The sequence below is a fragment of the Alteromonas sp. ABD4_190 genome, assembly GCF_056160105.1.
In genome coordinates this window covers 1386581-1409976 of record NZ_JBSWWN010000001.1, presented here as the reverse complement: position 1 = coordinate 1409976, position 23396 = coordinate 1386581, and the positions used below count along the sequence as shown (strand labels likewise).

Annotated in this window: 17 protein-coding genes; 9 read left to right on the top strand and 8 right to left on the bottom strand. The window is 44.8% G+C overall.

Features of this window, described 5'->3' with window-relative positions:
* Positions 1-91: 91 nt before the first annotated feature.
* Together ACXAFM_RS06165 and ccoG are read right to left on the bottom strand one after the other, a co-directional pair.
* A complete protein-coding gene (locus ACXAFM_RS06165; RefSeq protein ID WP_474827848.1) occupies positions 92-1075 on the bottom strand; it encodes a serine/threonine protein kinase in 984 nt (327 codons plus the stop codon).
* Entirely contained in the window at positions 1072-2502 is a 1431-nt protein-coding gene (ccoG, locus tag ACXAFM_RS06160; protein ID WP_474827846.1) for a cytochrome c oxidase accessory protein CcoG, read from the bottom strand. Before ccoG ends, ACXAFM_RS06165 begins: the two co-directional genes overlap by 4 nt.
* Before the next feature lie 465 nt (positions 2503-2967).
* Between ccoG and ACXAFM_RS06155 the strand changes: the two genes are divergently transcribed.
* Entirely contained in the window at positions 2968-3330 is a 363-nt protein-coding gene (locus tag ACXAFM_RS06155; RefSeq protein ID WP_474827844.1) for a hypothetical protein, read from the top strand.
* A 107-nt stretch (positions 3331-3437) separates the two neighbouring features.
* Positions 3438-3980, top strand: coding sequence for a DUF3016 domain-containing protein (locus tag ACXAFM_RS06150; RefSeq protein WP_474827842.1), 543 nt, complete (start codon positions 3438-3440; stop codon positions 3978-3980).
* A gap of 94 nt (positions 3981-4074) precedes the next feature.
* On the opposite strand, the gene ACXAFM_RS06145 is transcribed toward ACXAFM_RS06150, so the two are convergent.
* Positions 4075-5835: an acyl-CoA dehydrogenase family protein gene (locus tag ACXAFM_RS06145; protein WP_474827840.1), complete on the bottom strand. Its 1761-nt coding sequence runs from the start codon at positions 5833-5835 to the stop codon at positions 4075-4077.
* A 347-nt stretch (positions 5836-6182) separates the two neighbouring features.
* Here ACXAFM_RS06145 and ACXAFM_RS06140 point away from each other — a divergent pair, with 347 nt between their 5' ends.
* Both ACXAFM_RS06140 and ACXAFM_RS06135 read left to right on the top strand, forming a co-directional pair.
* Positions 6183-6974 carry an SDR family NAD(P)-dependent oxidoreductase gene (locus ACXAFM_RS06140; RefSeq protein ID WP_039224914.1) on the top strand — a complete coding sequence of 264 codons (792 nt, stop codon included), beginning with the start codon at positions 6183-6185 and terminating at the stop codon, positions 6972-6974.
* Positions 6975-7046: 72 nt separating this feature from the next.
* Positions 7047-7922, top strand: a complete 876-nt coding sequence (locus ACXAFM_RS06135) for an amidohydrolase family protein (RefSeq protein WP_474827837.1) — start codon at positions 7047-7049, stop codon at positions 7920-7922.
* Between the two features lie 107 nt (positions 7923-8029).
* Here the strand turns inward: ACXAFM_RS06135 and ACXAFM_RS06130 are convergent, their stop codons facing one another.
* The 3 genes from ACXAFM_RS06130 to ACXAFM_RS06120 form a co-directional block, all read right to left on the bottom strand.
* Entirely contained in the window at positions 8030-9214 is a 1185-nt protein-coding gene (locus ACXAFM_RS06130; protein ID WP_474827835.1) for a mandelate racemase/muconate lactonizing enzyme family protein, read from the bottom strand.
* 54 nt (positions 9215-9268) lie between these two features.
* Positions 9269-10036: a class II aldolase/adducin family protein gene (locus tag ACXAFM_RS06125; protein WP_474827833.1), complete on the bottom strand. Its 768-nt coding sequence runs from the start codon at positions 10034-10036 to the stop codon at positions 9269-9271.
* Between the two features lie 65 nt (positions 10037-10101).
* Positions 10102-10512: an NUDIX hydrolase gene (locus ACXAFM_RS06120; RefSeq protein WP_474827831.1), complete on the bottom strand. Its 411-nt coding sequence runs from the start codon at positions 10510-10512 to the stop codon at positions 10102-10104.
* Between the two features lie 370 nt (positions 10513-10882).
* On the opposite strand from ACXAFM_RS06120, the gene ACXAFM_RS06115 reads away from it, so the two are divergent.
* The 5 genes from ACXAFM_RS06115 to ACXAFM_RS06095 all read left to right on the top strand — a co-directional run bounded on the left by ACXAFM_RS06115 (position 10883) and on the right by ACXAFM_RS06095 (position 18975).
* Positions 10883-11932 (top strand): efflux RND transporter periplasmic adaptor subunit, encoded by a 1050-nt coding sequence (locus ACXAFM_RS06115; protein ID WP_474827829.1) that lies wholly within the window; start codon positions 10883-10885, stop codon positions 11930-11932.
* 13 nt (positions 11933-11945) lie between these two features.
* Positions 11946-15053, top strand: coding sequence for an efflux RND transporter permease subunit (locus ACXAFM_RS06110; protein WP_474827827.1), 3108 nt, complete (start codon positions 11946-11948; stop codon positions 15051-15053).
* A gap of 498 nt (positions 15054-15551) precedes the next feature.
* Positions 15552-15956 carry a type 2 periplasmic-binding domain-containing protein gene (locus tag ACXAFM_RS06105; RefSeq protein ID WP_474827825.1) on the top strand — a complete coding sequence of 135 codons (405 nt, stop codon included), beginning with the start codon at positions 15552-15554 and terminating at the stop codon, positions 15954-15956.
* A gap of 34 nt (positions 15957-15990) precedes the next feature.
* Entirely contained in the window at positions 15991-17190 is a 1200-nt protein-coding gene (locus tag ACXAFM_RS06100; protein WP_474827823.1) for a topoisomerase IV, read from the top strand.
* A gap of 165 nt (positions 17191-17355) precedes the next feature.
* The gene (locus tag ACXAFM_RS06095; protein WP_474827821.1) at positions 17356-18975 is read left to right on the top strand and encodes a methyl-accepting chemotaxis protein; all 1620 of its coding nucleotides are present in this window, start codon (positions 17356-17358) and stop codon (positions 18973-18975) included.
* A gap of 177 nt (positions 18976-19152) precedes the next feature.
* Here ACXAFM_RS06095 and rpoD read toward each other — a convergent pair whose 3' ends face one another.
* Complete coding sequence (gene rpoD, locus ACXAFM_RS06090) at positions 19153-20988, bottom strand: RNA polymerase sigma factor RpoD (RefSeq protein WP_474827819.1); 1836 nt, start codon at positions 20986-20988, stop codon at positions 19153-19155.
* A gap of 450 nt (positions 20989-21438) precedes the next feature.
* The gene (gene dnaG / locus ACXAFM_RS06085) at positions 21439-23217 is read right to left on the bottom strand and encodes a DNA primase (protein WP_474827817.1); all 1779 of its coding nucleotides are present in this window, start codon (positions 23215-23217) and stop codon (positions 21439-21441) included.
* Positions 23218-23396: the final 179 nt, after the last annotated feature.

Here is a 23396-nt window from a genome sequence, read left to right as displayed (position 1 = left end):
GTTTCTTATACCTTACGCTTTTTCGTAACCCGCATACGGTTATTGTACTAGGGTTATCGAAAAAGCGTTTTTCAGCAGTAAGGCAGAAGGCTCAGTACCCCAATTTTAGCGGAGGCTCTTGGAGTGCAGATAGCTGTTCTTTAAGGGCAAGTATTTGGCCTTCCCAATATTTGTCTTCAGCAAACCAAGGGAACGCACGAGGAAACGCAGGGTCTTCCCACCGACGAGAAAGCCACGCCATGTAATGCACCATGCGCATTGCTCTTAGTGGCTCAATAAGAGGTAGCTGGGACGTATCGAATTCGTGAAATTCTTCGTAGGCCTCTACTAGGGTATCTAGCTGCAAAAGCTGCTGTTGGCGGTCGCCACTTAACATCATCCATAAGTCTTGAATAGCGGGTCCCATACGGCAGTCATCTAAGTCAACGAAGGTTGGACCGTCGCGCCATAGTATATTGCCTGGGTGGCAGTCACCGTGTAAACGAATATTCGATGTTGGCTTATACGCTTGTTGGGTGGCCTCAATAACTGGATTGAGTATGGCAAAAAAGGCCGTCTTCAAATGCTCGGGTAGCAGTGTGCTTTGCAACAGAACCTGTTTGGGCTCATCAAGGTAACTTTCAATGTCAATTGAGGGGCGATCTGCAAACCCTTTAGCTGACGCTACGCGGTGAATGCGGCCTATAAAACGCCCCATCCATTCGAGCTGTTCAAGGTTGTCGTTCTCAAACTGTCTACCGCCTACCGAAGGGAATAGTGTAAATCGATAGTCAGTCTCCGCCACCGTATGGTGATGTAGCGTTTTACCGTTTAAAGCTATAGGTGCAGCCAATGGGATTTCGTTATCGATTAGCTCTGCAGCAAACGCGTGTTCTTCAAGAATTTGAGCGTCGGTCCATCGACCTGGGCGATAGAATTTTGCTACATAGCGCTGACCGTCTTCAGCCAAAAACTGATAGACGCGGTTTTCATAACTATTTAGTGCTAGCAAACCGCTTTGAAGAAAAATGCCCTGACTTTCCAGGGCATCTAATATGGTGTCTGGGCTAAGCCCAGAGAATGAAAAATCTGTCATCGATAAAGGAACTTAGTTGGCTCATCAACAGTAACCGTTTCCCCATCAATTGTGGTGGTTACACTGATAAAAATATCGGTAACCGTATCTTCCAGATTATAGGCGTCAGTTGCAACTGAAATTGGCGTGCTATACACCGCACCGCCTTCAACTGTTACAGTTTGCTCACCTATATACTCATAGTCAGGCAGACCTTTTACAGCAATCGTATACGTTTGCTCTTGCTGGGTTTTATTGAGCACTTTTATGGTATAGACGTTCTCAATTAGCCCTTCATTGGTTTCGCGGTATAGGGAATTTCTATCGCGGATAATGTCGACTTCGGTGGGGCTGCGCATCCAAATATTAGCGAATAGCAAACCGGTCATAACAACAAGTACGACAAAATACCCAATTAATTTAGGGCGCAATATATGAGTTTTACCGCCAGCAAGTTCTTCTTCCGAGGTAAAGCTTATCAGGCCTTTGGGATAGCCCATCTTGTCCATAACGCCGTTACAGGCATCAACACAAGCACCGCAGTTGATGCATTCGTATTGAAGGCCGTTGCGAATATCAATACCGGTAGGGCAGACTTGAACACATAAATTACAGTCAATGCAGTCACCTAAGCCTTTCTCCTGCACCTGCTCGTGACTAAGTTTTCGAGGGCGTGGACCGCGTTGTTCGCCCCGTTTTGCATCGTAGGATACGGTAAAGGTATCTTTGTCGAACATGGCAGATTGGAATCGTGCATAAGGACAAATGTGCGTGCACATAATTTCACGCATATAGCCTGCATTTCCGTAGGTACAAACTGCAAAAAAGATAACTGAGAAACCCGCCCAGAAGCTGGTGTCAAATGTGACAAAGTCAACAAACAAGGCATCGATGGGGGTGAAGTAGCCGACAAAGGTTAGCGCAGTTAATAATGCTACCAGAACCCAAGCAGTATGCTTTGCCGTTTTACGTAAAAATTTGTCGGTATCCATCTTGCGTGCATCAAGGGCTATACGCTTGTTTCGTGGCCCTTCGAACTTTTCTTCAAACCAAGTGTATATATATACCCATGTCGTTTGTGGACACATAAAGCCACACCACACTCTACCTGCGAAGGTGGTGACAAAGAATAATGCAAAAGCGGAAACAATGAATATATAGGCCAGTAAGGTAAGGTCTTGAGGCCACAAGGTAAGCGAGAAAATAGTAAAACGCTGTTCGCCGATATCAAGCAGTACCGCCTGATGGCCGTTGTACTGAATCCACGGAATAATGGCAAAAAGGGCTAGAAAGAAAAGACCGAAGAAACGTCTAAACGTCTCCAATGGGCCCTGCACGGCGCGCACATAAATACGGCTGCGTGAGTCATGCCGTTTGCCCTCTATGGCTCCTTTGGGTTTATGTACTTTTACCGGTGTTACGTTTTTGACCGGTATTTGTTCATTCATAGCTTAACCTTATGTGACGTAACAAACTGCCTGTGCAGTATAACTGCGTTCAACACGTCATACTTAATATAGATCAATAATACGGCGTATGGTCTATCTTTTTAAAATTTCAGTCAATACTGAAACTTCAGAAAGTTTCATGGTTTCTTCTTTTCTTGAATCTATGCGTAATGGTATGGATACAGTGCCAAGATCAGTTGAAATTATCGAACGTCATATTTGCTAATATAGAAATGAGTGTTCAAGCATGTTTAACACACTTGAGCTATGTCCATTGTATTGAGCATCATTAAAGTATCATACATTGGTAGGGAAATATTTGTGGTCAATTAGCGTACAAATGATGTAAAGTGTCCGCAAATAAAGTGTGAGTTAACAAAAGTTTATTGAGCATGTGTAGTTAAATGTGTTCAATAAATTGGCACCATTTGTCGTAAACATCTGTCAAAAATTAGCTGAGAAGTCATGTTAAGGTTTTTTATAATCGCTGCCGAAATTGTTGTTTTAATCATAGTGTTGAGATCTTCTTTTGTTCAGTATCTCTTCGAAGATATTCAAAACTCTATTTCTAATTGGCTGACGGTTGTTGCAACACTTCCTGAACGAAAGGAATTGCATAGCTTACAAGACAAAATAAATATCCAGCTAAGCCCACTAAAGCCCTATCAACAGGATTACGTCAAACAAATCACAACCGATGGCGCTAGCGTTAAACGCTTTCATCGTGCTTATTGCGAAACAGATGACATAAACCCAAACTTCACGGGAACTAAACGCGCTAAACTATGCCTAATCATTAAGCAATCACGATTTATGCAAGTTGAATAGTCACATTTGCCTTTGTGTCGAGAGTACGCTTTCTCAATAGCGTGTTATAAACCTTTCGTAATGCTTGCTAGCTTGATGTTAAATCAATTGAATGTAGGAGCATGAAAGTGAATAAATTACGTACTTTTTCCTTTTTAAGTTGCGCCGCAGCAATAGGGCTTGCCGTTTTTGTTCCCACTCAAGCCGCTGAGGTTAAAATTACGTGGGATGAGCCGGAGTCTTACAGTGATGTGAGGCCGACTAACGAATCTCGTAAACGCTTTCGAGAGCGCACCTTAAAAGAGCTCGAATCGCATATCGTTGAATTAGCCAGTGAATTGCCGGAATCGCAGGTATTGTCTATGACGGTAACGAACGTTGATTTAGCCGGCCAAGTGTGGCCGAGTCAATTTGTGGGATTTGGCAACGGCGCTGGCAGTGACGTGCGTATCATTAAGCGCATTGATATTCCTAGAATGACATTTAGTTACTCGTTAGCTAATGCCGACGGTCAAGTCATTTTAAGCGGTGAAGATGTAAAACTTAAAGATATGGATTTTATGGAATCGAATATACGTCGCAATCGAACGGAATCGCTATCCTACGAAAAAGCCATGCTTAACGATTGGTTTTCAGATACGTTTTCAACACAAGTAGCGGCGAACGACTAACGCATTCGTTCAAATCACAATAAAAAAGGTCACATATAGTGACCTTTTTTGTGTTTATAACCCTCATTTCACGGGCTATAAAAATACAAGCTACCTACAGATAATCAAACTCATTACCTGATATTGCAAGGGTGCTTTCAGGGCCAGCTTTATAAGCGGCTTTGTGCGCATCGCGACGTACTAAGATACGTTCCATGTAGAAGTCACGTGTCTTCATCTTAGACGCTGCAAGGACCGCGTTACCTGAAGCTTGCGCTTTGTCGGCCATGCTGTACCACAGTACACCAATCAACGAATAGGCGCTGTATGCCAAGTAATCACAAGCAGCTGCAGCAGCGGTGGTGGCATCCATACCTAAGCAATCGGCTGAAGATGCACGCCAGTCATCAAGAATACCTTGAGCCAGACCCTTCGCCTCACTGTCTTGAATGTCGCTGACCAAAGCGTTAAACGCATTATAGGTCGCTTCCATCATTTGACCGCCATCGCGGGTAAGCTTACGACCAATAAGGTCTAGCGCCTGAATACCGTTGGTGCCTTCATATAACATAGCAATGCGCACGTCGCGCATAAGTTGTTCCATACCCCATTCACGAATAAAGCCGTGACCACCAAATACTTGTACACCTAGGCTGGTGGTCTCAAGGCCCATATCCGTCATAAAAGCTTTGCAGATTGGGGTTAAAAACTGAAGTATCTTGTCGGCATCTTCTTTTTCTTGACCTTCACCAAGCTTCTCAACGTCCATAAACTTGGCATAGAAAAGTGAAAGTGCACGGCAGCCTTCAATCAGTGATTTCTGCGTAAGTAACATACGCGCTACGTCAGGTTGAAATACGATTGGGTCTGCTTTGCCCTCTGGGTTTTGGATACCCTGTGGTGCACGAGACTGCACGCGCTCGCGGGCGTAGGTCAGTGCGCCTTGGTAAGAGGCTTCTGCCGCCCCTAAACCTTGTAGGCCTACTTGGAAGCGTGCATCGTTCATCATGGTGAACATACATGCTAGGCCTTGGTTTTCTTCACCAACAAGATACCCGGTTGCACCGTCAAAGTTCATCACACAAGTCGGGCTCGCTTTTATCCCCATTTTGTGTTCAATACTTCCTACAGACAAGCTGTTCGCCTCGCCCGGCTCATTGCTGGCATCTGGAAGGAACTTAGGCACTAAGAACAAGCTGATGCCCTTAACGCCCTTCGGTGCGTCTGGCAAGCGAGCTAGTACAAGGTGAATAACGTTCGAACTCCAGTCGTGATCACCTGCGGTAATAAAGATCTTATTACCGGTTACTTTATAGCTGCCGTCGCTTTGAGGCTCAGCTTTAGTACTAAGCAGGCTCAAATCGGTTCCCGCATGAGGTTCGGTCAGGTTCATGGTACCTGTCCACTCACCGCTGATTAGTTTAGCAAGGTAGATATCTTTTAATTCTTTACTGGCGTGTTTAGTAACCGCAAGGGTTGCGCTTTCTGTCAGCATGGTGGTTAAGCGCCAGCTTAAATTCGCCGCATTTAGCATTTCGTGAACAGGCACAGCCATGGTGTACGGCAAATCCTGTCCGTCGTACTCGGCAGTGCCTAACATGGCATTCCAACCGTTTGCAACGTATTCCTGATAGGCATCAGCAAAGCCTTTAGGTGTGGTAATTTTGCCGTCTTTCAGCGTACAGCCTTCTTCATCGCCTTCACGGTTAAGTGGGGCAACCACATCTAGAGCAAACTTTGCACCCTGTGCAATAATCTCGTTGGCTAATTCGCTATCAAAGTCGCTGATACCGAGCTTTTCGTAGTGAGCATCAAGTCCAAGCCAGTCTTTTAACAAAAACTGAAAATCAGTTGTAGGGGCGTGGTATAGAGGCATGGATGACTCCTTTTTCAAACAAGTGTTTTAATTTTGCTTATTATAGTCACAAAAAGCGTAGTCCGAATAGTCCGTTAAAGGAAAGTTAATAATAAATTTGGATGATGTGGGTAATGATCTATGCGGACTGATATGAGAGAAACACATAGGTTTACCAAGACTCGTGGACTTTAAATGTGCAGCAAAGGTCACACAGGCTCTGATGATGATGACTGACGCATTGGTGTTAATATAGAAAAGTGAACTCAAGTGGTAAGCTCGCTTGCAATTCAAATTCTCACTGGCATGCTTAGCCTACATTGAAATAACCCGTTCACATACGCACAAGCAACACGGTACATAAAAACATGAATCCAGAAAGCGCGAAGAAAAACCTTAAACATAGCAGTGATGATGCGCAGATCCCGGTTTGCATTGTAACGGGGGGAAGCTTGGGTATCGGTTTTGCGGTATGCAAGCTGTTTAGTCAAAACGGTTATCAAGTCATTAATTTAGATATCAGAGACTTTGAGCAAGCGTTACCTAATGCTATCTGGAAGCCGTGTGATGTAAGTGTTGTGCGTAATATTGAAGCCGCGGTGAATGAGGTTATTAGTTCTTATCAACGCATAGACGCATTGGTGTGTAATGCCGGTATACATGTTTCAGCAACCATTGAAGATACTGATGAAGCGCTGCTTGATAAGGTACTAAACTTGAACGTAAAAGGGGCGTACGGCGCGATTAAGTCTTGCCTGCCAACCATGAAAGAGCAGGGCAGCGGCGCGATTGTGGTAATGGGCTCAGATCAGTCCTTTATTGGAAAGCGCAATTCGTTCGCCTACGGTGTCAGCAAAGGTGCGTTGGCGTCTATGGCGAAAACCACCGCGCTTGACTACGCACCCTATAATATCCGCGTTAACGCGGTATGCCCAGGTACCATCGAAACCCCTCTATTTCATAACGCCATTGATAATTATGTGGCACGTTCTGGGGCAGATAAAAATGAAGTGGTAGCTGAAGAAGCCGCTGCACAACCTATTGGACGTTTGGGCCAGCCCGAAGACGTGGCTGAACTGACCTATTTTCTATGCAGCAACAAAGCGTCGTTCATCACAGGTAGCTTGTATGCGGTTGATGGGGGCTACACAGCACAATAGAAAGAGCTGAATAGAAAAGCAACGCGAAATGCCTTATCAGCAATAGCATACACCAAGGTTTTATAAACAAAGATGAGCAAGCCTTCATTCACTTGGATAGACCCTCATATTCACTTCTTTGCCTTAAACGAAGGGCACTATAATTGGCTGAAACCAGCCAACGCCCCTTTTTGGCCAGATAAAAAAGCGATTGCAAAACATACTACAGAGCACATGCTCTATCGCGTGTCGTTAGGGCTGTTAGGTGGTTTTGTTCACATTGAAGCGGGTTACGATAACGAAAGACCCTGGCGTGAAATTGCGTTCTTGGAGCGTCATTGTACGCTGCCATTTTGTTCGGTTGGGTGTATCGATTTAACGAGAAATATTGTTGGCAGTCATATTGATAAGCTAAAGCAGTACAACTCAGTACGCGGGCTTCGTCATATATTAGATGGTGATGCTGAAGCCCTTTTACGTTCCCCTAAGGTTAAATGGGGACTGCATTATATGGCGTCGCAAGGCTTGTCTTTTGATGCACAATTAAACCTTGCCGATAGCAAAGCCGTGCGTGCGCTGCTAAAGGTATTGGAACAAACACCCTCGCTAAAAGTGGCTGTAAACCATGCCGCAATAGCACCGATTGATGTAAATAGTTTTGCGTTTAAAACATGGCGGAAGAATCTTCGCGACTTGAGTGAAACACAGCAAGTTGTGTTTAAGTTTTCGGGGTTAGAGATGCAAGATCGCCGTTGGCAGTGGCAGCGTGCGTCTTATGTTTTTGAATCCTTGCTTGACAGCGTAGGCATAAATCACATTATGTTTGCTAGCAACTTCCCGCTATGTCAGTGGCGAATGCCTTATGCTGCGCTTTGGAATGGGTTCTCAGATATGATAACGCCGCTTTCTGAAACTCAAAAAGCGGCGCTGTTGTCTATAAACGCTAAGCAATGGTACGACATCGCTTAAGCGCCAGCCTGAAACTAGCTTCATGGCTTATTCCGGCGCTTTCTAGCTTTACAAGTACTTTGTGTAAATGCCGTGCAAGCTTACAAGAGTGCCGGTATGTAACTTTGCTATTTAAGTTCCGTTACCGTCATGTGTGGCGAGCGGTAAACCACTTCATCGTTTAGGTCAATACCAATTCCCGGTGTGTCAGGCGCTTCAATAAAGCCGTTTACTGGCTGAGGATCTTGAATGCAAAGTTCACGGTTCCAATCTTTAATGGCATAGGTGTGATGTTCGTGAATTAAAAAGTTTGGAATAGCCGTTTCTAGATGCAGGCTTGCCGCTGTAGCGACTGGGCCTCCACAAACGTGAGCTTGAACGCGCACGTCGTAGATGTCGGCATAGTCACATACCTTTTTCGCTTCTGTGAAACCGCCACAAAGGCCAACGTCAGGTTGAAGTACATCGAGAGACTGGTCTTCAAGGTATGGGCGAACGTCCCAGCGGTGATATAAACGCTCACCGCCCGCAATAGGCACGTTTACGTTCTTTGCAACTTTGTCGTGAAGCTTCGAGTTAAGGTAATTCACTGGCTCTTCATAGTACAAGCAGCCAATCTCTTCGACAATATCGCCCAGCTGAATGGCCGTTGAAGCACCTAACAAACTGTGACATTCGAAGATAATGTCGCCATCTTCACCCATGGTGTCCCTAATCGCCTGAAGGCGAGCTTTGAAAAGTTTAAGCTCGGGCTTAGTAAACAGCTTAGTTCTGTCAAAGTGAGTGTTACCGTCTTTATCATAGACGATAGGGTCAACTTTCACGGCGTCGTAACCGTCTTTCAGGGCTTTTTCAGTAGCGCGAGCATAATCTGCTGGATCGTTAAGTTTGGTCACTTCCTTATCCCAGTCAAATTGAAGCTGGCTGGCATAGCTGCGAAGCTTGCCATTCGTTTTACCACCAAGGAGTTCGTAAACAGGCAAACCGAGTGCTTTGCCTTTTATATCCCAAAGTGCGGTATCAATCGCGCTCATTGCGGAATAAATCACCGGACCGCCACCGAGTCCCCAGAAGCCTTCACGTAGCATTCTCGACCAAAGCAGTTCAGTGTGAAAGGGGTTAAAGCCAATCAGCATGGCTTCGGCAATCTCCTTAATCATATGCGCAGCGGCGCTATGGCCCCAGTCATAAGCAAGCCCTGCTTCACCTACGCCAGTAATGCCTTCATCGGTATAAACACGCACAAAAACAGGGTTCCACTGTGGGCGTTTAGGGCATTCGATATCAAAAATTTCTACTTTGGTGACTTTCATGTTTTTAAGCAATTCCTGTTTGAAATGAGTTGGCGTTGAGCTGAAATTGCGTAATTATTCGCAAAATCCTGGATCTAGCTTGTAGGCTTTGCGCAACATGGCTGGCCATGCTTTTTGACCGCCAGTCTCGCCACTGTGTACTACATTGGCCTGTGCGTATATGCCATCGATAATGTTTTGCGGTATCTCGATAACCTCTTCATTAGACTGCATCAAGGCAAGCTGAATTTCGCACGCACGCTGCAAATCGTAAAAACGCATAAAAGCGTCGCCAACAGTCGGGCCAAGGGTTAGGCCGCCATGATTAGGCAAAAGCATGTGATTTGTATCGCCAAGATCGTCCTGCAAGCGTTTCTTTTCACTATCATCAACAGCTAAACCTTCGTAGCTGTGATAAGAAAGCGATGGTAGTGAAAACATTGAATATTGGCTCCACGGCTTAAGCCCGCCTTTAACCGATGCGACTGAAATCGTGGCTAGTGTATGTAGGTGAATAACGCACTGAGCGTCGTGGCGTACTTCGTGGATAGCACTGTGAATGGTGAATCCTGCGGGGTTTATGCCGTAAGGTGTATCGTCAAGGATGTTACCCTCTAAGTCGACTTTGACCAAGTTAGAAGCCGTAACTTCATCGAAGGTAAGCCCAAAGGCGTTAACAAGATAATGGTCTGTGCCAGGCACCTTAGCGGAAATGTGGGTATAGATGAGATCGCCCCATCGCATATCTGCCACTAACCGATAGCACGCCGCCAAATCGACACGGGTTTGCCATTCTTGTTCAGGTACTTTGCCTTTTAGACTTAATGTTGGCAGTGAAAACAAGCCGCTTCTCCTATTCTTTTCGTGGGGACAATTTACCAATACCCGCAACAATGAACAATGCTTTGTCAGTGCTGCTTTATATCGAATTGGGTATAGCCATCGCGCAAGGGAATAAGATCGTCAGCAAATCTCAAAGCCTCGTGGTCTAATATAAACGGGTCTACTTTTACTAGTTTGACGACTTCTATCTGTGCCCACGGTGGTGCATCAAAGGTGTTCGGCAGTGTTTCTATTCCTTCGTTCAAAACACAGCCAAATATGACTAAGCCATTAGAGGTTGTCGATAAATATGTTTTAACCTCTACATTGAACCCAGTTTCTTCCCATGTTTCTCGGTGAGCCGTACAGGCAAGTGGTTCACTCTCATCCCAGGTCCCGCCTGGAAAGTCTAACTTGCCAGAAAGCCGATGTTTAACCAGCAATACTTCGCCACTACCTTTAATTAAACATGCTGCGGCTTTGGGTGAGGGTGACATATCCATTTCCGCGTGAATGTTTTCATATGAAATGGAATCAGAGACTCGACACATTACTGGTTCAGTTGTTGGTTTTGAGCATGCGAAAAGCGTTAAAACAGCAAATATAGCTGATAAGCGAAATAAGATGACCATTGATTTGGGTAAAATACTCTAGCGTTAGTTTGTAATTGTTGGAAAAGCAATCAAAATTATCACACAGACTCTACGCAAAAATAAAAATAACACAACAAACAATAATAGCGCGGTACACAAAACAGTGTTTGGGAACGCTTACGTAAAATGTAGAGCGAATTTGTGTACTCAAGTATTCGTTGAGCGCTTCAAAAGCCATGCTTAATAGAATACGCTTTTACCAATAGGAAAGGTTATGTCTTCACGATTCTCGTTATCGCCCTTGTTATTTGGCGTTTTGCTGCTTGCTGGCGTCGTGGCATATCTAAATGTGCCCCAGGAAGAAAGTAAAAAGAACGCCGGCGTAAGAGCTACGCCTGTTAAAACGAGCGTTGTTTCGACCCAATCATTTCCTATCACTATCGAGTCGCTCGGCACAGCTACTGCTAACGAGTCTGTAAATATCACCGCTCAAGTTACCGATACGGTAAAAGCGATAAATTTCGATGATGGAGATAAAGTCGTAGAAGGCGAGCTTTTGGTGCAGCTGAATAACACTGAAGAGCGTGCAAGGGTGGAAGAGCTCAAAGCAAACATCGACGAGGCTAAACGTCAGTTCACCCGCATAGCCGATTTGCGTCAGTCGAATGCTACGTCTGAACAGCTTCTTGATGAGCAACAAGCCCGAGTCAAAGCGTTACAGGCCCAGTTAGATGTAGCCTTAGCTCAGCTTAATGATCTACAAGTCCGCGCGCCATTTAACGGGCTGTTAGGCAACCGCGGAATCAGCATTGGTTCATTAATTCAGCCAGGTGACACCATCACCACCTTAGATGATATTAGCCAAATCAAAGTTGATTTTAGTATCGCTGAAAACCACCTCGCTAGCGTGGCTAAAGGGCAATTGGTAAGTGCGTCGTCAGTCGCTTACCCTGGAGAAGAGTTTACAGGAAAAATCACTAATATTGATACACGCTTGGACTCTGTTAGTCGCTCCATTCGCGTGCGCGCAACTATTGATAACCAAGACAGTCGTCTACGCCCAGGTATGCTGCTGACTGTCGTGGTAGAAAAACGTGTACTTAGCGCCTTAGTTTTGCCAGAAAAGGCACTGGTGCCAGTGCAAGACAAGCAGTTTGTTTACGTGGTTAAAGATAATGTTGCTCATCAAACTGAGGTGAAAATTGGTGAGCGTCGACCAGGACAAGTGCAAATTGTCAGCGGTTTAAGTGAAGGAGATGAAGTAATAACCGAAGGTACACTTCGCGTACGTGACCAATCTCCGGTTAATGTATTAAACCGCTAGGGAGTAAACAGTTATGCTATTGTCAGACGTTTCTGTAAAGCGCCCGGTTTTTGCAACCGTACTCAATTTACTGTTGATTATCTTTGGTATTGTCGCGTTCTCCATGTTGAGTTTACGGGAATACCCCGATATCGACCCTCCTATTGTATCGGTTAATACAACCTATACTGGAGCTTCAGCAAACATTGTCGAAACCCGAATTACCCAGCTTCTAGAAGATAGAATTTCGGGTATTGAAGGCATAAAGAACGTGACTTCCACGTCTCGCAATGGTCGTTCAGATATTACTATCGAATTTAAACTTTCTCGAGATATTGATGCAGCAGCCAACGATGTGCGCGAACGTGTCAGCCGCGCATTAAATAACTTGCCTGATCAAGCCGATCCTCCTGAAGTATCTAAAGCAAACTCAGATGAAAGTGCCGTGGTGTGGTACAACTTACGAAGTACTAACCTCAATACCATGGAGCTGACTGACTACGCAGAACGTGTGCTGGTTGACAGGCTATCCATTGTTGACGGTGTGGCTAGAATTCAAATTGGTGGTGGAAGACGCTACGCCATGAAAGTGTTTCTAGACCGCAATGCTATGGCGGCTAGAGGCATAACTGTTAGTGATGTAGAGCAAGTTATTCGCGCTGAAAATGTTGAACTGCCTGCTGGTGAAGTAGAAAGTGTTGATCGTGACTTTGAAGTACGAGTTGCACGAACGTTTCTAACGCCGGATGATTTTGCAGCCCTAACCGTTGCAGTAGGGGATAACGGCTATCTGGTGCGTCTAGGCGAAATAGCCCACGTTGAGCTTACCGCCGAAGACGATGAGACAGAGTTTCGTGGTGATGGCGTCAATATGATTGGCCTTGGCATTATCAAGCAGTCTAAAGCCAATACTCTCGAGGTAGCCCGCGCGGCTAAAGCGCAGATAGAAAGAATAGAAGCGACCCTTCCAGATAATATTTTTATTGTACCAAGCTACGACTCTTCGGTTTTCATTGAAGCGTCGATTGACGAGGTGTATGAGACCTTGGGGATCGCTATGCTGATGGTGGTGATCGTCATATATGTCTTCCTAGGAAATATTCGCGCCACGTTAATTCCCGCGGTGACCGTACCCGTTTCTATTATAGCGGCTTTTATCGTGATGTATGCGCTGGGGTTCTCAATCAATCTTCTCACCCTGCTTGCTATGGTACTTGCTATCGGCTTGGTGGTAGATGACGCTATTGTTGTACTTGAGAACATTTATCGACGTATCGAAATGGGCGAACCACCTATCCTGGCTGCCTATCGCGGTGCCAAAGAGGTCGGGTTTGCCGTAATTGCCACCACTCTGGTACTTATTTCTGTATTCGTTCCTTTGGTTTTCCTTGAAGGCAATATAGGCAGACTTTTCACCGAGTTTGCGTTGGCCATTGCTGCGGCAGTCGCATTTTCAAGTTTCACCGCGCTTACTTTGTCGCCTATGATGGCGTCAAAAATACTTAAAAAACGCCCACGTTCGTCAGGCTTCGGAAGCTGGATGGATAAGCGATTTTCAAAACTTGAAACCGGCTATTTCAATACGCTTGGCAAGACCTTGCACCAACCTTTCATTATGCTGCTAATGCTTGTAATTGCGATTGTTGCGTTAGTCCAACTCTCAGAGAAAGTACCTAGTGAGTTCGTTCCTAAAGAAGATAGAGGCAACTTTTTCATCTTAATGAACGCTCAAGAAGGGGCGAGCTTTGAAAGTAACGCAAAAAACTTAGAGCAAATAGAGAGCATATTAATGCCCTATCGCGAGAGCGGTAAAATTAATCGTCTCTTGGTGAGAACACCGGGTTTCGGCGGCAATGCGGGAATTGCGATCGTAGGTTCTGCAGATTGGGATGAGCGTGATTTCAGCACATTTTCACTGATGGATGAAATCAGCGGCAAGCTTAACAGCGTGCCCGATGTTCGCGCGTTTGCGATCATGCGAAGCGGGATATCGGGAGGAGGGCTAGGACGTCCCGTTCAGTTCGTCTTGCAAGGTGATACATATGAGAACCTTGTAGAGTGGCGTGACATCGTTTTACAAAAAGCAGCGCAAAATTCAGGATTAATTCGACTGGACTCTGACTACAAAGAGACATCACCCCAGTTATTGGTCAATATTAATCGCGACAGAGCGGCTGACCTAGGTGTATCAATTAGCGATATTGGCGGCACGTTAGAGGTCATGCTTGGTCAGCGAAGGGTGTCGACATTCCTTGATAGAGGTGAGGAATACGATGTCATCATGGAAGGCATTGAAGATGACTTCAGAAGCCCTAACAGCATTGAAAATTTATACGTGAGGTCATCTCGTACCGGTGAACTTATTCCCATGGATAACTTACTCACCTTTGAAGAGCAGGCTACGTCGGCAAGATTAAATCGCTACAACAGAATGCGGGCTGTAACTATTTCAGCTAACTTGGCAGATGGCTACACACTCGGTGAGGCGCTCGCCTATTTAGAAAATATAGTGGCCACTGAACTGCCTGATAACGTTTCTATTGATTACAAAGGCGAGTCACAACTATATCAAGAGGCGGGTAACTCATTTGTTTATGTATTCATGCTGGCGCTTGCGGTGACTTATTTAATATTAGCTGCGCAGTTCGAAAGTTGGGTGCATCCTTTAGTGATAATGCTTACTGTGCCCTTAGCCCTCGTTGGGGCTTATATAGGGCTGTTTTTTAGCGATATGACGATTAATATCTACAGTCAGATTGGTTTGGTTATGCTTATCGGGCTTGCCGCGAAAAATGGCATATTAATAGTAGAATTTGCTAATCAGCTTCGTGATGCGGGTATGGAATTTGAACTAGCACTCAAGCGTGCTGCCGCACAGCGTTTGAGGCCTATCGTTATGACAGGGTTTACAACCGTGTTTAGCTCTTTGCCTTTGGTACTTGCATCAGGGCCTGGCGCCGAGAGCCGAATGGTGATTGGTATGGTTATTTTCTCAGGCGTGCTTGTTTCGGCATTTATGACCCTATACGTCGTTCCCACTGCCTATAGCTGGCTTGCAAGAAATACGGGCTCGCCAATGCAGCGAACCTATGAAATCGAAGCATTAGAAAAAACGATTCCTTATAAAAAAGGTGAGTCGTAGGAGTTCGGTTATAGGCTATTGATCCTCTTTTAAACTCGCGCCAGCGCAAAGTGGTGCGAGTTTAAAAATGCCAAGTATCTTTTTCCATACTTTAATATGAGTTTTCATCACTTACACCATGATGCCTGATTTTCTTAAGTTGCTGTTTTTATGTGTTTATTTTGGTATTTCAGCATCGCATTTATTTATTTTATCGGCCTTTATAAGCGCTCAAAGTATGTATTAGACAATTGTATAGTTGTCTAAATTTACACTTTTACTACACTGCGCGCCAATCTCAACCGCTTATATAAGTTATTAATTTATATAAGGTAAAAAATTCAAGCTCAAAGTGGCGAATATTGCATTTGTGACCAATAATTACATCGTTGCAAATGTTCGGACACACAAACACATTTTTGCTTCTTTTCGCTCAAACGCGTAAATGTCGTCTTTGGCGCTAGTAAAGAAAGTAAAGAGCGATGAGCTAGTATTCACACAAATTCTAGAGGACACATGATGAAAAAATGGATACTTGTAGCAGGGCTTTGCTGCAACGTTGCAATCGCTGATGTAGCAGTCATCGTACATCCCAACAATGGCGACTCTTTAGATAAAGATAGCATCAGTCGACTTTTCTTAAACAAAGCAAAAGCATTTCCTAGCGGTACCCAAGCGGAGCCTATCGCATTAGCTGAAGGTCAACCAGCCACCGACGAATTCAACGGCAAAGTATTAAATAAGACTGCAGCGCAGTTAACTGCATTCTGGTCAAAACTTGTGTTTACCGGTAAAGGTCAACCGCCGAAGGCAATGGGGAGTGACGCAGAGGTAGTATCGGCGGTAGCGGGTAACCCAGGTGCTATAGGTTATGTAGACGCAGGCGCTGTTAATGACAGCGTACGTGTTGTCGCCACCTTTTAACTTACCGTTAATACAAAGAATTTAAGGAATACGCATGAAAACCAAATTAGCTATTTTATCTTTGGCTGGCCTTTTGGCTACTCCAACATTAGCCGACGTACAAATTAACGGCTTCGCAAACCTGATTGGCGGTATGACATTAGATGATGATGAGTCAGTTTACGATTACGACAGCGACTTTGATTTTGAACCTGCCAGTGTGTTTGGTTTGCAAATTCGCGGCGAAGTAAGCGACAAGCTTTCTGCAACTGCTCAGTTAGTAGGTCGCGGCAGCAATGACTACGAAGTCGATTTTGAGTGGGCGTATATGACCTACGTGCTAAATAACAATATTAATATTAGTGCAGGCCGTCTTCGCATGCCGTTATTTAAATACTCCTCTTCATTAGACATCGGCTATTCCTACCACTGGCTAACACCGCCAGACTCGGTTTACGGCATTGACTTCAATAATATTGAAGGTGTGCGTATTGATTACATCAATTATTCAGGCGACTGGGAGTACGGAAGCCAACTAACTATTGGTAAAGTAAAGGCGGATACCACTATCTCGGGAACTCCTGCTGTGCTTGAGTTGGAAAATGTTGTTGCGATATCTTTCGACGCTACTCGTGATTGGTTCAGTGCAAGAACTTTGTTTGCACGTGGTAAAACAAGTGCAGCCAATGCTGACTTCGACACATTTATTGGCGGCTTAAATCAGTATGGCGCTTTCATCCCATCTGCATCTTTGGCTGCAGAAGGTCTAAGCGTTAATGAAGATACGGGAACCTTCTTCGAAGTTGCTGTAGATATCGACAAATATGATTGGTTTGTTGGCGCTGAATTCACGCAGACAGAAGTAGATGGCTCTGTTATTGCTGATAATCAAGCATGGTATGTTACAGCAGGTATGCGCTTCGGCAAATTTACACCGCATATTACCTATGAAGTCGAAGAAGCAGACAACGGCACTCAGCTTGGGTTAATTGCTGCACTGCCACCAACAATTGCAACAGGTGACGCAGTTGTTGATGCTACGTGGAACGGTGCTAACGGTCAGGCAGGTATTTATCAAACTGCTGCGGGGATCGCGGCTCAACAAGAGCTAGATGTATCTGCGATAACTGTAGGTCTTCGCTACGACGTTGAACCAGGTTTTGCACTTAAAACAGACGTAACATGGTACTCTGACGACCTTAACGATCTGAACGATGCTACACTACTGAAAGTTGGCGTAAATTATACTTTCTAAATACAAATGTATGGCCTTGCAAAGAAGTGAGGCCATAATTTTATTAAAGATTTTCGTCAATGGGTAGATACATACAACACAACGCTTTTTCATAAATAGCGCAGAAGCACTTTGTGCTACTACATAGTTAAGTAGTGTTATTATAAAGATATAGTAGGATAACTAATGAACTTTTTAAAAAAAATGCCAATTGCGAGTAAGATTTTTTTAATACCGGGCATCGCGGCGCTAAGTTTTATCATTTACCTACTCATCACTGTTTATACCGCTCTTAATAACGGTGCTACATTAGAGAAAGTTCAGAAAGTCCAATTTCCTGCCTTACAACTATCGGCATCTACTTTAGTCGATATGCAAAAAGTACGAGACACCCTTTCAAGTGCAGTAACGACAGGAGATCAAGACACTTTAACAGTTGCTCAAGAACTTGCAGAAGAAGCGAAGAAGGGGCTTACTCAGATAGGGTCAATAAGCCCAGAGTTTCGCTCAGATATATCGACTATATCCTCAGGCTTCGATAATTACTTTGACGTTGCTTATGATGTTTCCCAATCGATGGTAAACGGTACAGCCGACTTTAGTCGGTTAGGTGAACTCTCTGCGCGAATGAATAAGTCTTACGATGGTGTAATTTCTGCTATGTCACAATTTCGTGATGCACAGCAAGCGGCATTTGAAGAAGCATTTCAAAATACCGACAGTGCTAACACATCGCTAATCAGCACAGGCGTTATTTTAGCAGTTGTCGTCACTGTATTGTTATTTGCTACTGCGATACCCATTGTACGGGGCATTAAACAAAGCATTGATGATGTAGTTCGTTCGCTTAAAGATATCGCACAAGAAAATGGTGACCTAACGGTTCGTATTCAAAGCAAAAGCGAAGATGAAATTGGCGAGTTGGTGTATTGGTTCAACCAATTTATGGATAAGTTACAGGGCGTAGTGCGGGATGTGGTTGAAGCGAGTTTACCGCTATCGAACTTGGCGCAAAACTTACGCGGCGTAACAGAAGAAACTCAGCGCACCATAGACGTTCAACAGCAGTCAGCTACTAATGCCAAGATTGCGGTAGATACCATGAGCGGCTCAGTTGATGGTGTTGCACATAGCGCTGCTCAAGCGGCAAGTGACGCCAACGAAGCGACGACAGCAGCGAGTGAAGGCCGTCAAATTGTGCAGCAAACCGTTACAAGCATACAGCAGCTAGCGGAAAACGTACGTGAAACAGCTGACGTCATCGGGCGCTTAGAATCTGACTCAAACAAAGTAGGCTCAGTGTTAGACGTAATTAAAGGCATCGCGGAACAAACCAATCTGTTAGCACTTAACGCGGCTATCGAGGCTGCAAGGGCTGGTGAGCAGGGCCGAGGCTTTGCGGTAGTAGCCGACGAAGTAAGAACACTAGCATCGCGTACACAGCAGTCAACGGAAGAAATTCAAAGTACTATTGAGCAACTACAAGGCGCAGCACATTCAGCCGTGGAAGTTATGGCTCGTGGTACCGAGCAGGCCACAAATAGTGTAGAAACAGCTAATAAAGCCGGCAGCAGCTTAGAAACCATTACAAGTACTATCGGTCGAATTAATCAAATGAACGAGCAAATAGCTCAAAATACAGAGGACCAGCGCACTGTTGCCGTTGACATTGTGCGTCACGTTGACGAAATTCACGAGCGTACCGAACAAACCTCAAGCCGCTCAGGCGAGCTGGGCACTATGTGTAATGAGCTTGCTGACCTTGCGCAGCACCTCGAATCAATCGCTAAGCAGTTTAGAGTGTAAGCTCTAGCTAACTTTCCTAAAGCGCATTGAAAGCCTCCTGACGGGGGCTTTTTTATATGCGCAGCGCAATGTTAGAACAATGAGTTTTAGTTTGTTATAGAAACATGAGGTTCGGGAAATTAAGATAAAAAAAATCCCCAGCAAGGGCTGAGGATTTTTATTTAAGGTAATATTTTTCTATTCGTCTAGGAAGCTGCGTAGCTGCTCAGAACGGCTAGGGTGGCGAAGCTTGCGAAGTGCTTTAGCTTCAATCTGACGAATACGCTCACGGGTAACGTCAAACTGCTTACCTACTTCTTCAAGCGTGTGGTCGGTATTCATGTCTATACCGAAACGCATGCGTAGTACTTTCGCTTCACGAGCAGTTAGACCTGCTAGTACTTCTTGCGTTGCGCCTTTTAAGCTACCGCCAGTTGCTGAATCGAGGGGCTGAATAATAGTGCTGTCCTCAATAAAGTCGCCAAGATGTGAATCTTCATCATCGCCGATAGGTGTTTCCATCGAGATTGGCTCTTTAGCAATCTTAAGTACCTTACGAATCTTGTCTTCGGGCATTAACATGCGCTCTGACAATTCTTCTGGCGTTGGTTCACGTCCCATTTCCTGAAGCATTTGGCGAGAGATACGGTTTAGCTTGTTAATCGTCTCAATCATGTGCACAGGGATACGGATAGTACGCGCCTGGTCAGCAATTGAACGAGTAATTGCCTGACGAATCCACCATGTTGCGTAAGTTGAGAACTTATAACCACGACGATATTCGAACTTATCTACCGCCTTCATCAGACCAATATTACCTTCTTGAATAAGGTCAAGGAACTGAAGACCGCGGTTGGTGTACTTCTTCGCAATTGAGATTACAAGACGAAGGTTAGCTTCAACCATTTCTTTTTTCGCACGACGTGCTTTTGCTTCACCAATCGACATGCGACGGTTGATGTCTTTAATATCAGCGATCACCAAGCCAGTTTCTTGCTCAACTTGATTCATCTTGCTAATGCAGCGTTCGATCTCTTCTTGGTTAACTGCAAGTTCAGCCGCATAAGGCGCGCCTGATTTAACTGCTTCGTGTAACCACGCAGTAGACGTTTCGTTACCCGCGAAAGCTTTTATAAAGTCTTTCTTAGGCATTTTGGCATTGACCACACAGAACTTCATTACAAGACGTTCTTGGATACGTACTTTGTCCATCATTGCACGCATGTTTTTAACCATGCGATCAAACTGCTTAGGAACTAGACGGAACTCTTTAAATACGTCGCTCAGCGCGTTGATTTGCGTACGAGAGTCGGCATGAGAACGACCTTTCTTCTCGATGACTTCGCGAGTTTTAAGGTACTGTTCACGAAGTTCTGCGAAACGTTCGCGCGCTAGCTCTGGGTCTACGCCGCCATCGTCTTCATCTTCATCTTCGTCATCATCATCATCGCCATCTTCGTCATCTAACTCTTCTTCAGATAACTCAGAGCCTACGTGTGTTGCAGTTGGCGCGAGATCTTGATCATCGTTAGGATCAACAAAGCCCGAGATAATGTCACTTAGGCGAATTTCTTCGGCTTCGTATAAATCCCACTGATCTAACAGGTAAGTGATCGCTTCTGGATATTCAGCAACCGAGCACTGTACTTGGTTAATACCGTCTTCTATACGCTTAGCGATTTCAATTTCGCCTTCGCGTGTAAGAAGTTCAACGGTACCCATTTCACGCATATACATGCGAACTGGGTCAGTCGTACGGCCAATTTCACTTTCTACAGTAGCAAGTGCTTGAGCTGCTGCTTCTGCAGCATCTTCATCAGCATTCGCTTCTTGCATGAGAAGTTCATCTGCATCAGGAGCTGATTCAGAAACTTGAATTCCCATGTCGTTAATCATGCGGATTATGTCTTCGATTTGATCAGAATCGACAATATCTTGCGGCAGGTGGTCGTTTACTTCTGCAAAGGTTAAGTAACCTTGCTCTTTACCTTTTGCAATCAGGAGTTTAATCTGAGACTGCTTGCTTTGCGCCATATAACCTACACTTCTCACATTCAATTAGTTTGCAATAGAAAAGACAACATACACATAGGTGTGTTCCCCGTTCTGCTGTAGTACTGCATTTGTATCAGGCCGTTAATGCTAGATGCCACGCTGGTATAAACCATTATGTTGCGATGCACACCTGCTCGGGTTTGGATCTGCCCGTTATGTTCGGCTATATCTTTGCTACTCGTGTTGCTGCATTTTCGTTCACATAAGAGTGTGAACCATGTTCAAACATGCACGCAGCGAATTAGCCAGTATAGCAGAATAAGCGGAGGTTTTACCAGATTGACGGCCGATTTTTTAGCCAGTGCTTTTTACGTTTCCGCTTTTATTACTTGCATCGTGCATAATTGCAAGGTGAAAACGAATTAAACATATAGCTAGCGTAGCGTACTACGCAAAAACAGATAAACCCAAAGTTCATTTTCCCCTAGGTTAACTCTTCTGCCTTTCCCTCATAAGCAGGTTCAATTCCTGTTTTTCCGCTTGAGTCAGCGGTTGAACCCGCGAGCGTGAAATTAAGGTTTCAATGCGGCTATCGAAATGCCCGTCTAGTAAGCGAGCGAAGCTGTCGTTATATACACGCTCAGCATCCTCATCTTTGACTAAGTGTTCTTGTAACAATAATTTCGCGATAGTAGAAGAATGGGGATGGTCGCGGAAATTTTCAACAAGCTGCGCAGTTTTTGCGTGAGGGTGGCTGACACAATAGCTGTGAATATCGCGCAATAAATCCATACCGGCAGCTTTGCTACCGGCGAATATATCTATCTGCACATCTTCGCAATGTGCTGCTAGCTCTGGCTTATCAAGCAGTAAGCGTATCAGCATGCGAAGTGGCGATAGTTTAGGCTTGTTTACCTGGTTGCGATTAGGGGAGTAAGCTTGCTTTGAACCTTGATTCGCTTTGGTAATATCTTGTTGAAGTTTAAACCTATCGAACTCACCGGTGTGCTTGGCTAACTCTTCCAGCAACATTTGCTTTTGGTCATCACCTAAGGTGCTTTCAATCAGTGGCATTGCTGCTTTTTTAAGGGCAATCTTACCTTCTGGCGTACCCACGTTGTGAGTTTTTAGTAAGTTCTCAAAAAAGAAACGAGACAAAGGCGTCGCGTTATCGAGCATTTCCATAAACGCATCTTTGCCCACCTGACGCACCATGGTATCTGGGTCTTCGCCATCGGGTAAGAATAAAAAAGATATACGCACGCCGTCTTTTAATGCCGGTAAGGCGTTCTCTAGCGCGCGCCATGCAGCTTCACGCCCAGCGCGGTCACCATCATAACAGCACACAATGTGCGAGGTAGCGCGAACCAGCATTTGAATGTGTTCAGGTGTGGTAGCCGTACCCAAGGCAGCGGTAGCAATATTAATGTCGAACTGACTCAATGCCACCACATCCATATAGCCTTCAACAACAACAACAGTATCTAGCGTTCTATTATTCTGGCGCGCTGAGTAAAACCCAAAAAGCTCGCTGCCTTTATGAAAAATACGAGTTTCTGGTGAGTTTAAGTATTTAGGACCGCCGTCGTCTAAAACACGACCGCCAAAGCCGACCACGCGACCCCGTTTATCCCTAATTGGAAACATGATGCGGTCGCGGAAGAAGTCGTAGGTACGTCCTTGGTCGTTTTTATTGACCAGTTTTAAATCGACCAACTGCTTGATGCGTTGGGGATCTTTACCAAAGGTATTTAGCAGTGCGTCCCAGCTGTCAGGGGCATAGCCAATTTCCCACTGCTTAACGATATCGCCGCTTAGTCCGCGATTTTTTAAATAGTCGATGGCTTTCTTACTATTACCGTTTTGGCGCAACTGATGCTGGAAAAAGCGTGTGACTTGTTCCATTACTGCATAGTCGTCTTGCTGTTGCTGCTTTTTCTCTTCGCTCATGGCAGGCCGGCTGCCTTTTTCTCGAGGTACTTCAAGCCCGTGATAACGGGCTAGCTCTTCAATCGCCTCGACAAATTCTAAGCGGTCGAATTCCATAATAAATGAGATAGCATTACCGTGAGCGCCGCATCCGAAACAGTGATAGAACTGCTTATCTTGACTAACAGTAAAAGAGGGTGACTTTTCGTTATGAAAAGGGCAGCACGCCTGGTAATTCTTACCTGCTTTTTTGAGTTTGACTCGGCTATCTACCACTTCTACCACATCGGTACGTGACAGCAGGTCATCTATAAAATCGCGAGGTATCTTTCCAGCCATGAGGGTACTTTCAACAAAAGTTAGTTAAAAAAAGAGTTAGTTAAAAAAGAATGAGTTCAAAAATAAACAGAAAAGCATAGTCTTAGCTGCGCTTCAAACGACAGGCTACAACATCATAAAAACAGTGAAGTACTGTAACAGGGAAGTGGTTAAATGAGAATAACGAAGGTGAGACAATG

Excerpts from the sequence above, each read along its gene's own strand:
- ACXAFM_RS06130 (WP_474827835.1), bottom strand. The coding sequence starts at position 9,214 with ATGAAAGTCACCAAAGTAGAAATTTTTGATATCGAATGCCCTAAACGC.
- ACXAFM_RS06100 (WP_474827823.1), top strand. The coding sequence starts at position 15,991 with ATGAAAACCAAATTAGCTATTTTATCTTTGGCTGGCCTTTTGGCTACT.
- ACXAFM_RS06115 (WP_474827829.1), top strand. The coding sequence starts at position 10,883 with ATGTCTTCACGATTCTCGTTATCGCCCTTGTTATTTGGCGTTTTGCTG.
- ACXAFM_RS06110 (WP_474827827.1), top strand. The coding sequence starts at position 11,946 with ATGCTATTGTCAGACGTTTCTGTAAAGCGCCCGGTTTTTGCAACCGTA.
- dnaG (WP_474827817.1), bottom strand. The coding sequence starts at position 23,217 with ATGGCTGGAAAGATACCTCGCGATTTTATAGATGACCTGCTGTCACGT.
- ACXAFM_RS06155 (WP_474827844.1), top strand. The coding sequence starts at position 2,968 with ATGTTAAGGTTTTTTATAATCGCTGCCGAAATTGTTGTTTTAATCATA.
- rpoD (WP_474827819.1), bottom strand. The coding sequence starts at position 20,988 with ATGGCGCAAAGCAAGCAGTCTCAGATTAAACTCCTGATTGCAAAAGGT.
- ACXAFM_RS06135 (WP_474827837.1), top strand. The coding sequence starts at position 7,047 with ATGAGCAAGCCTTCATTCACTTGGATAGACCCTCATATTCACTTCTTT.
- ccoG (WP_474827846.1), bottom strand. The coding sequence starts at position 2,502 with ATGAATGAACAAATACCGGTCAAAAACGTAACACCGGTAAAAGTACAT.
- ACXAFM_RS06105 (WP_474827825.1), top strand. The coding sequence starts at position 15,552 with ATGAAAAAATGGATACTTGTAGCAGGGCTTTGCTGCAACGTTGCAATC.
- ACXAFM_RS06145 (WP_474827840.1), bottom strand. The coding sequence starts at position 5,835 with ATGCCTCTATACCACGCCCCTACAACTGATTTTCAGTTTTTGTTAAAA.
- ACXAFM_RS06120 (WP_474827831.1), bottom strand. The coding sequence starts at position 10,512 with ATGTCACCCTCACCCAAAGCCGCAGCATGTTTAATTAAAGGTAGTGGC.
- ACXAFM_RS06095 (WP_474827821.1), top strand. The coding sequence starts at position 17,356 with ATGAACTTTTTAAAAAAAATGCCAATTGCGAGTAAGATTTTTTTAATA.
- ACXAFM_RS06165 (WP_474827848.1), bottom strand. The coding sequence starts at position 1,075 with ATGACAGATTTTTCATTCTCTGGGCTTAGCCCAGACACCATATTAGAT.
- ACXAFM_RS06140 (WP_039224914.1), top strand. The coding sequence starts at position 6,183 with ATGAATCCAGAAAGCGCGAAGAAAAACCTTAAACATAGCAGTGATGAT.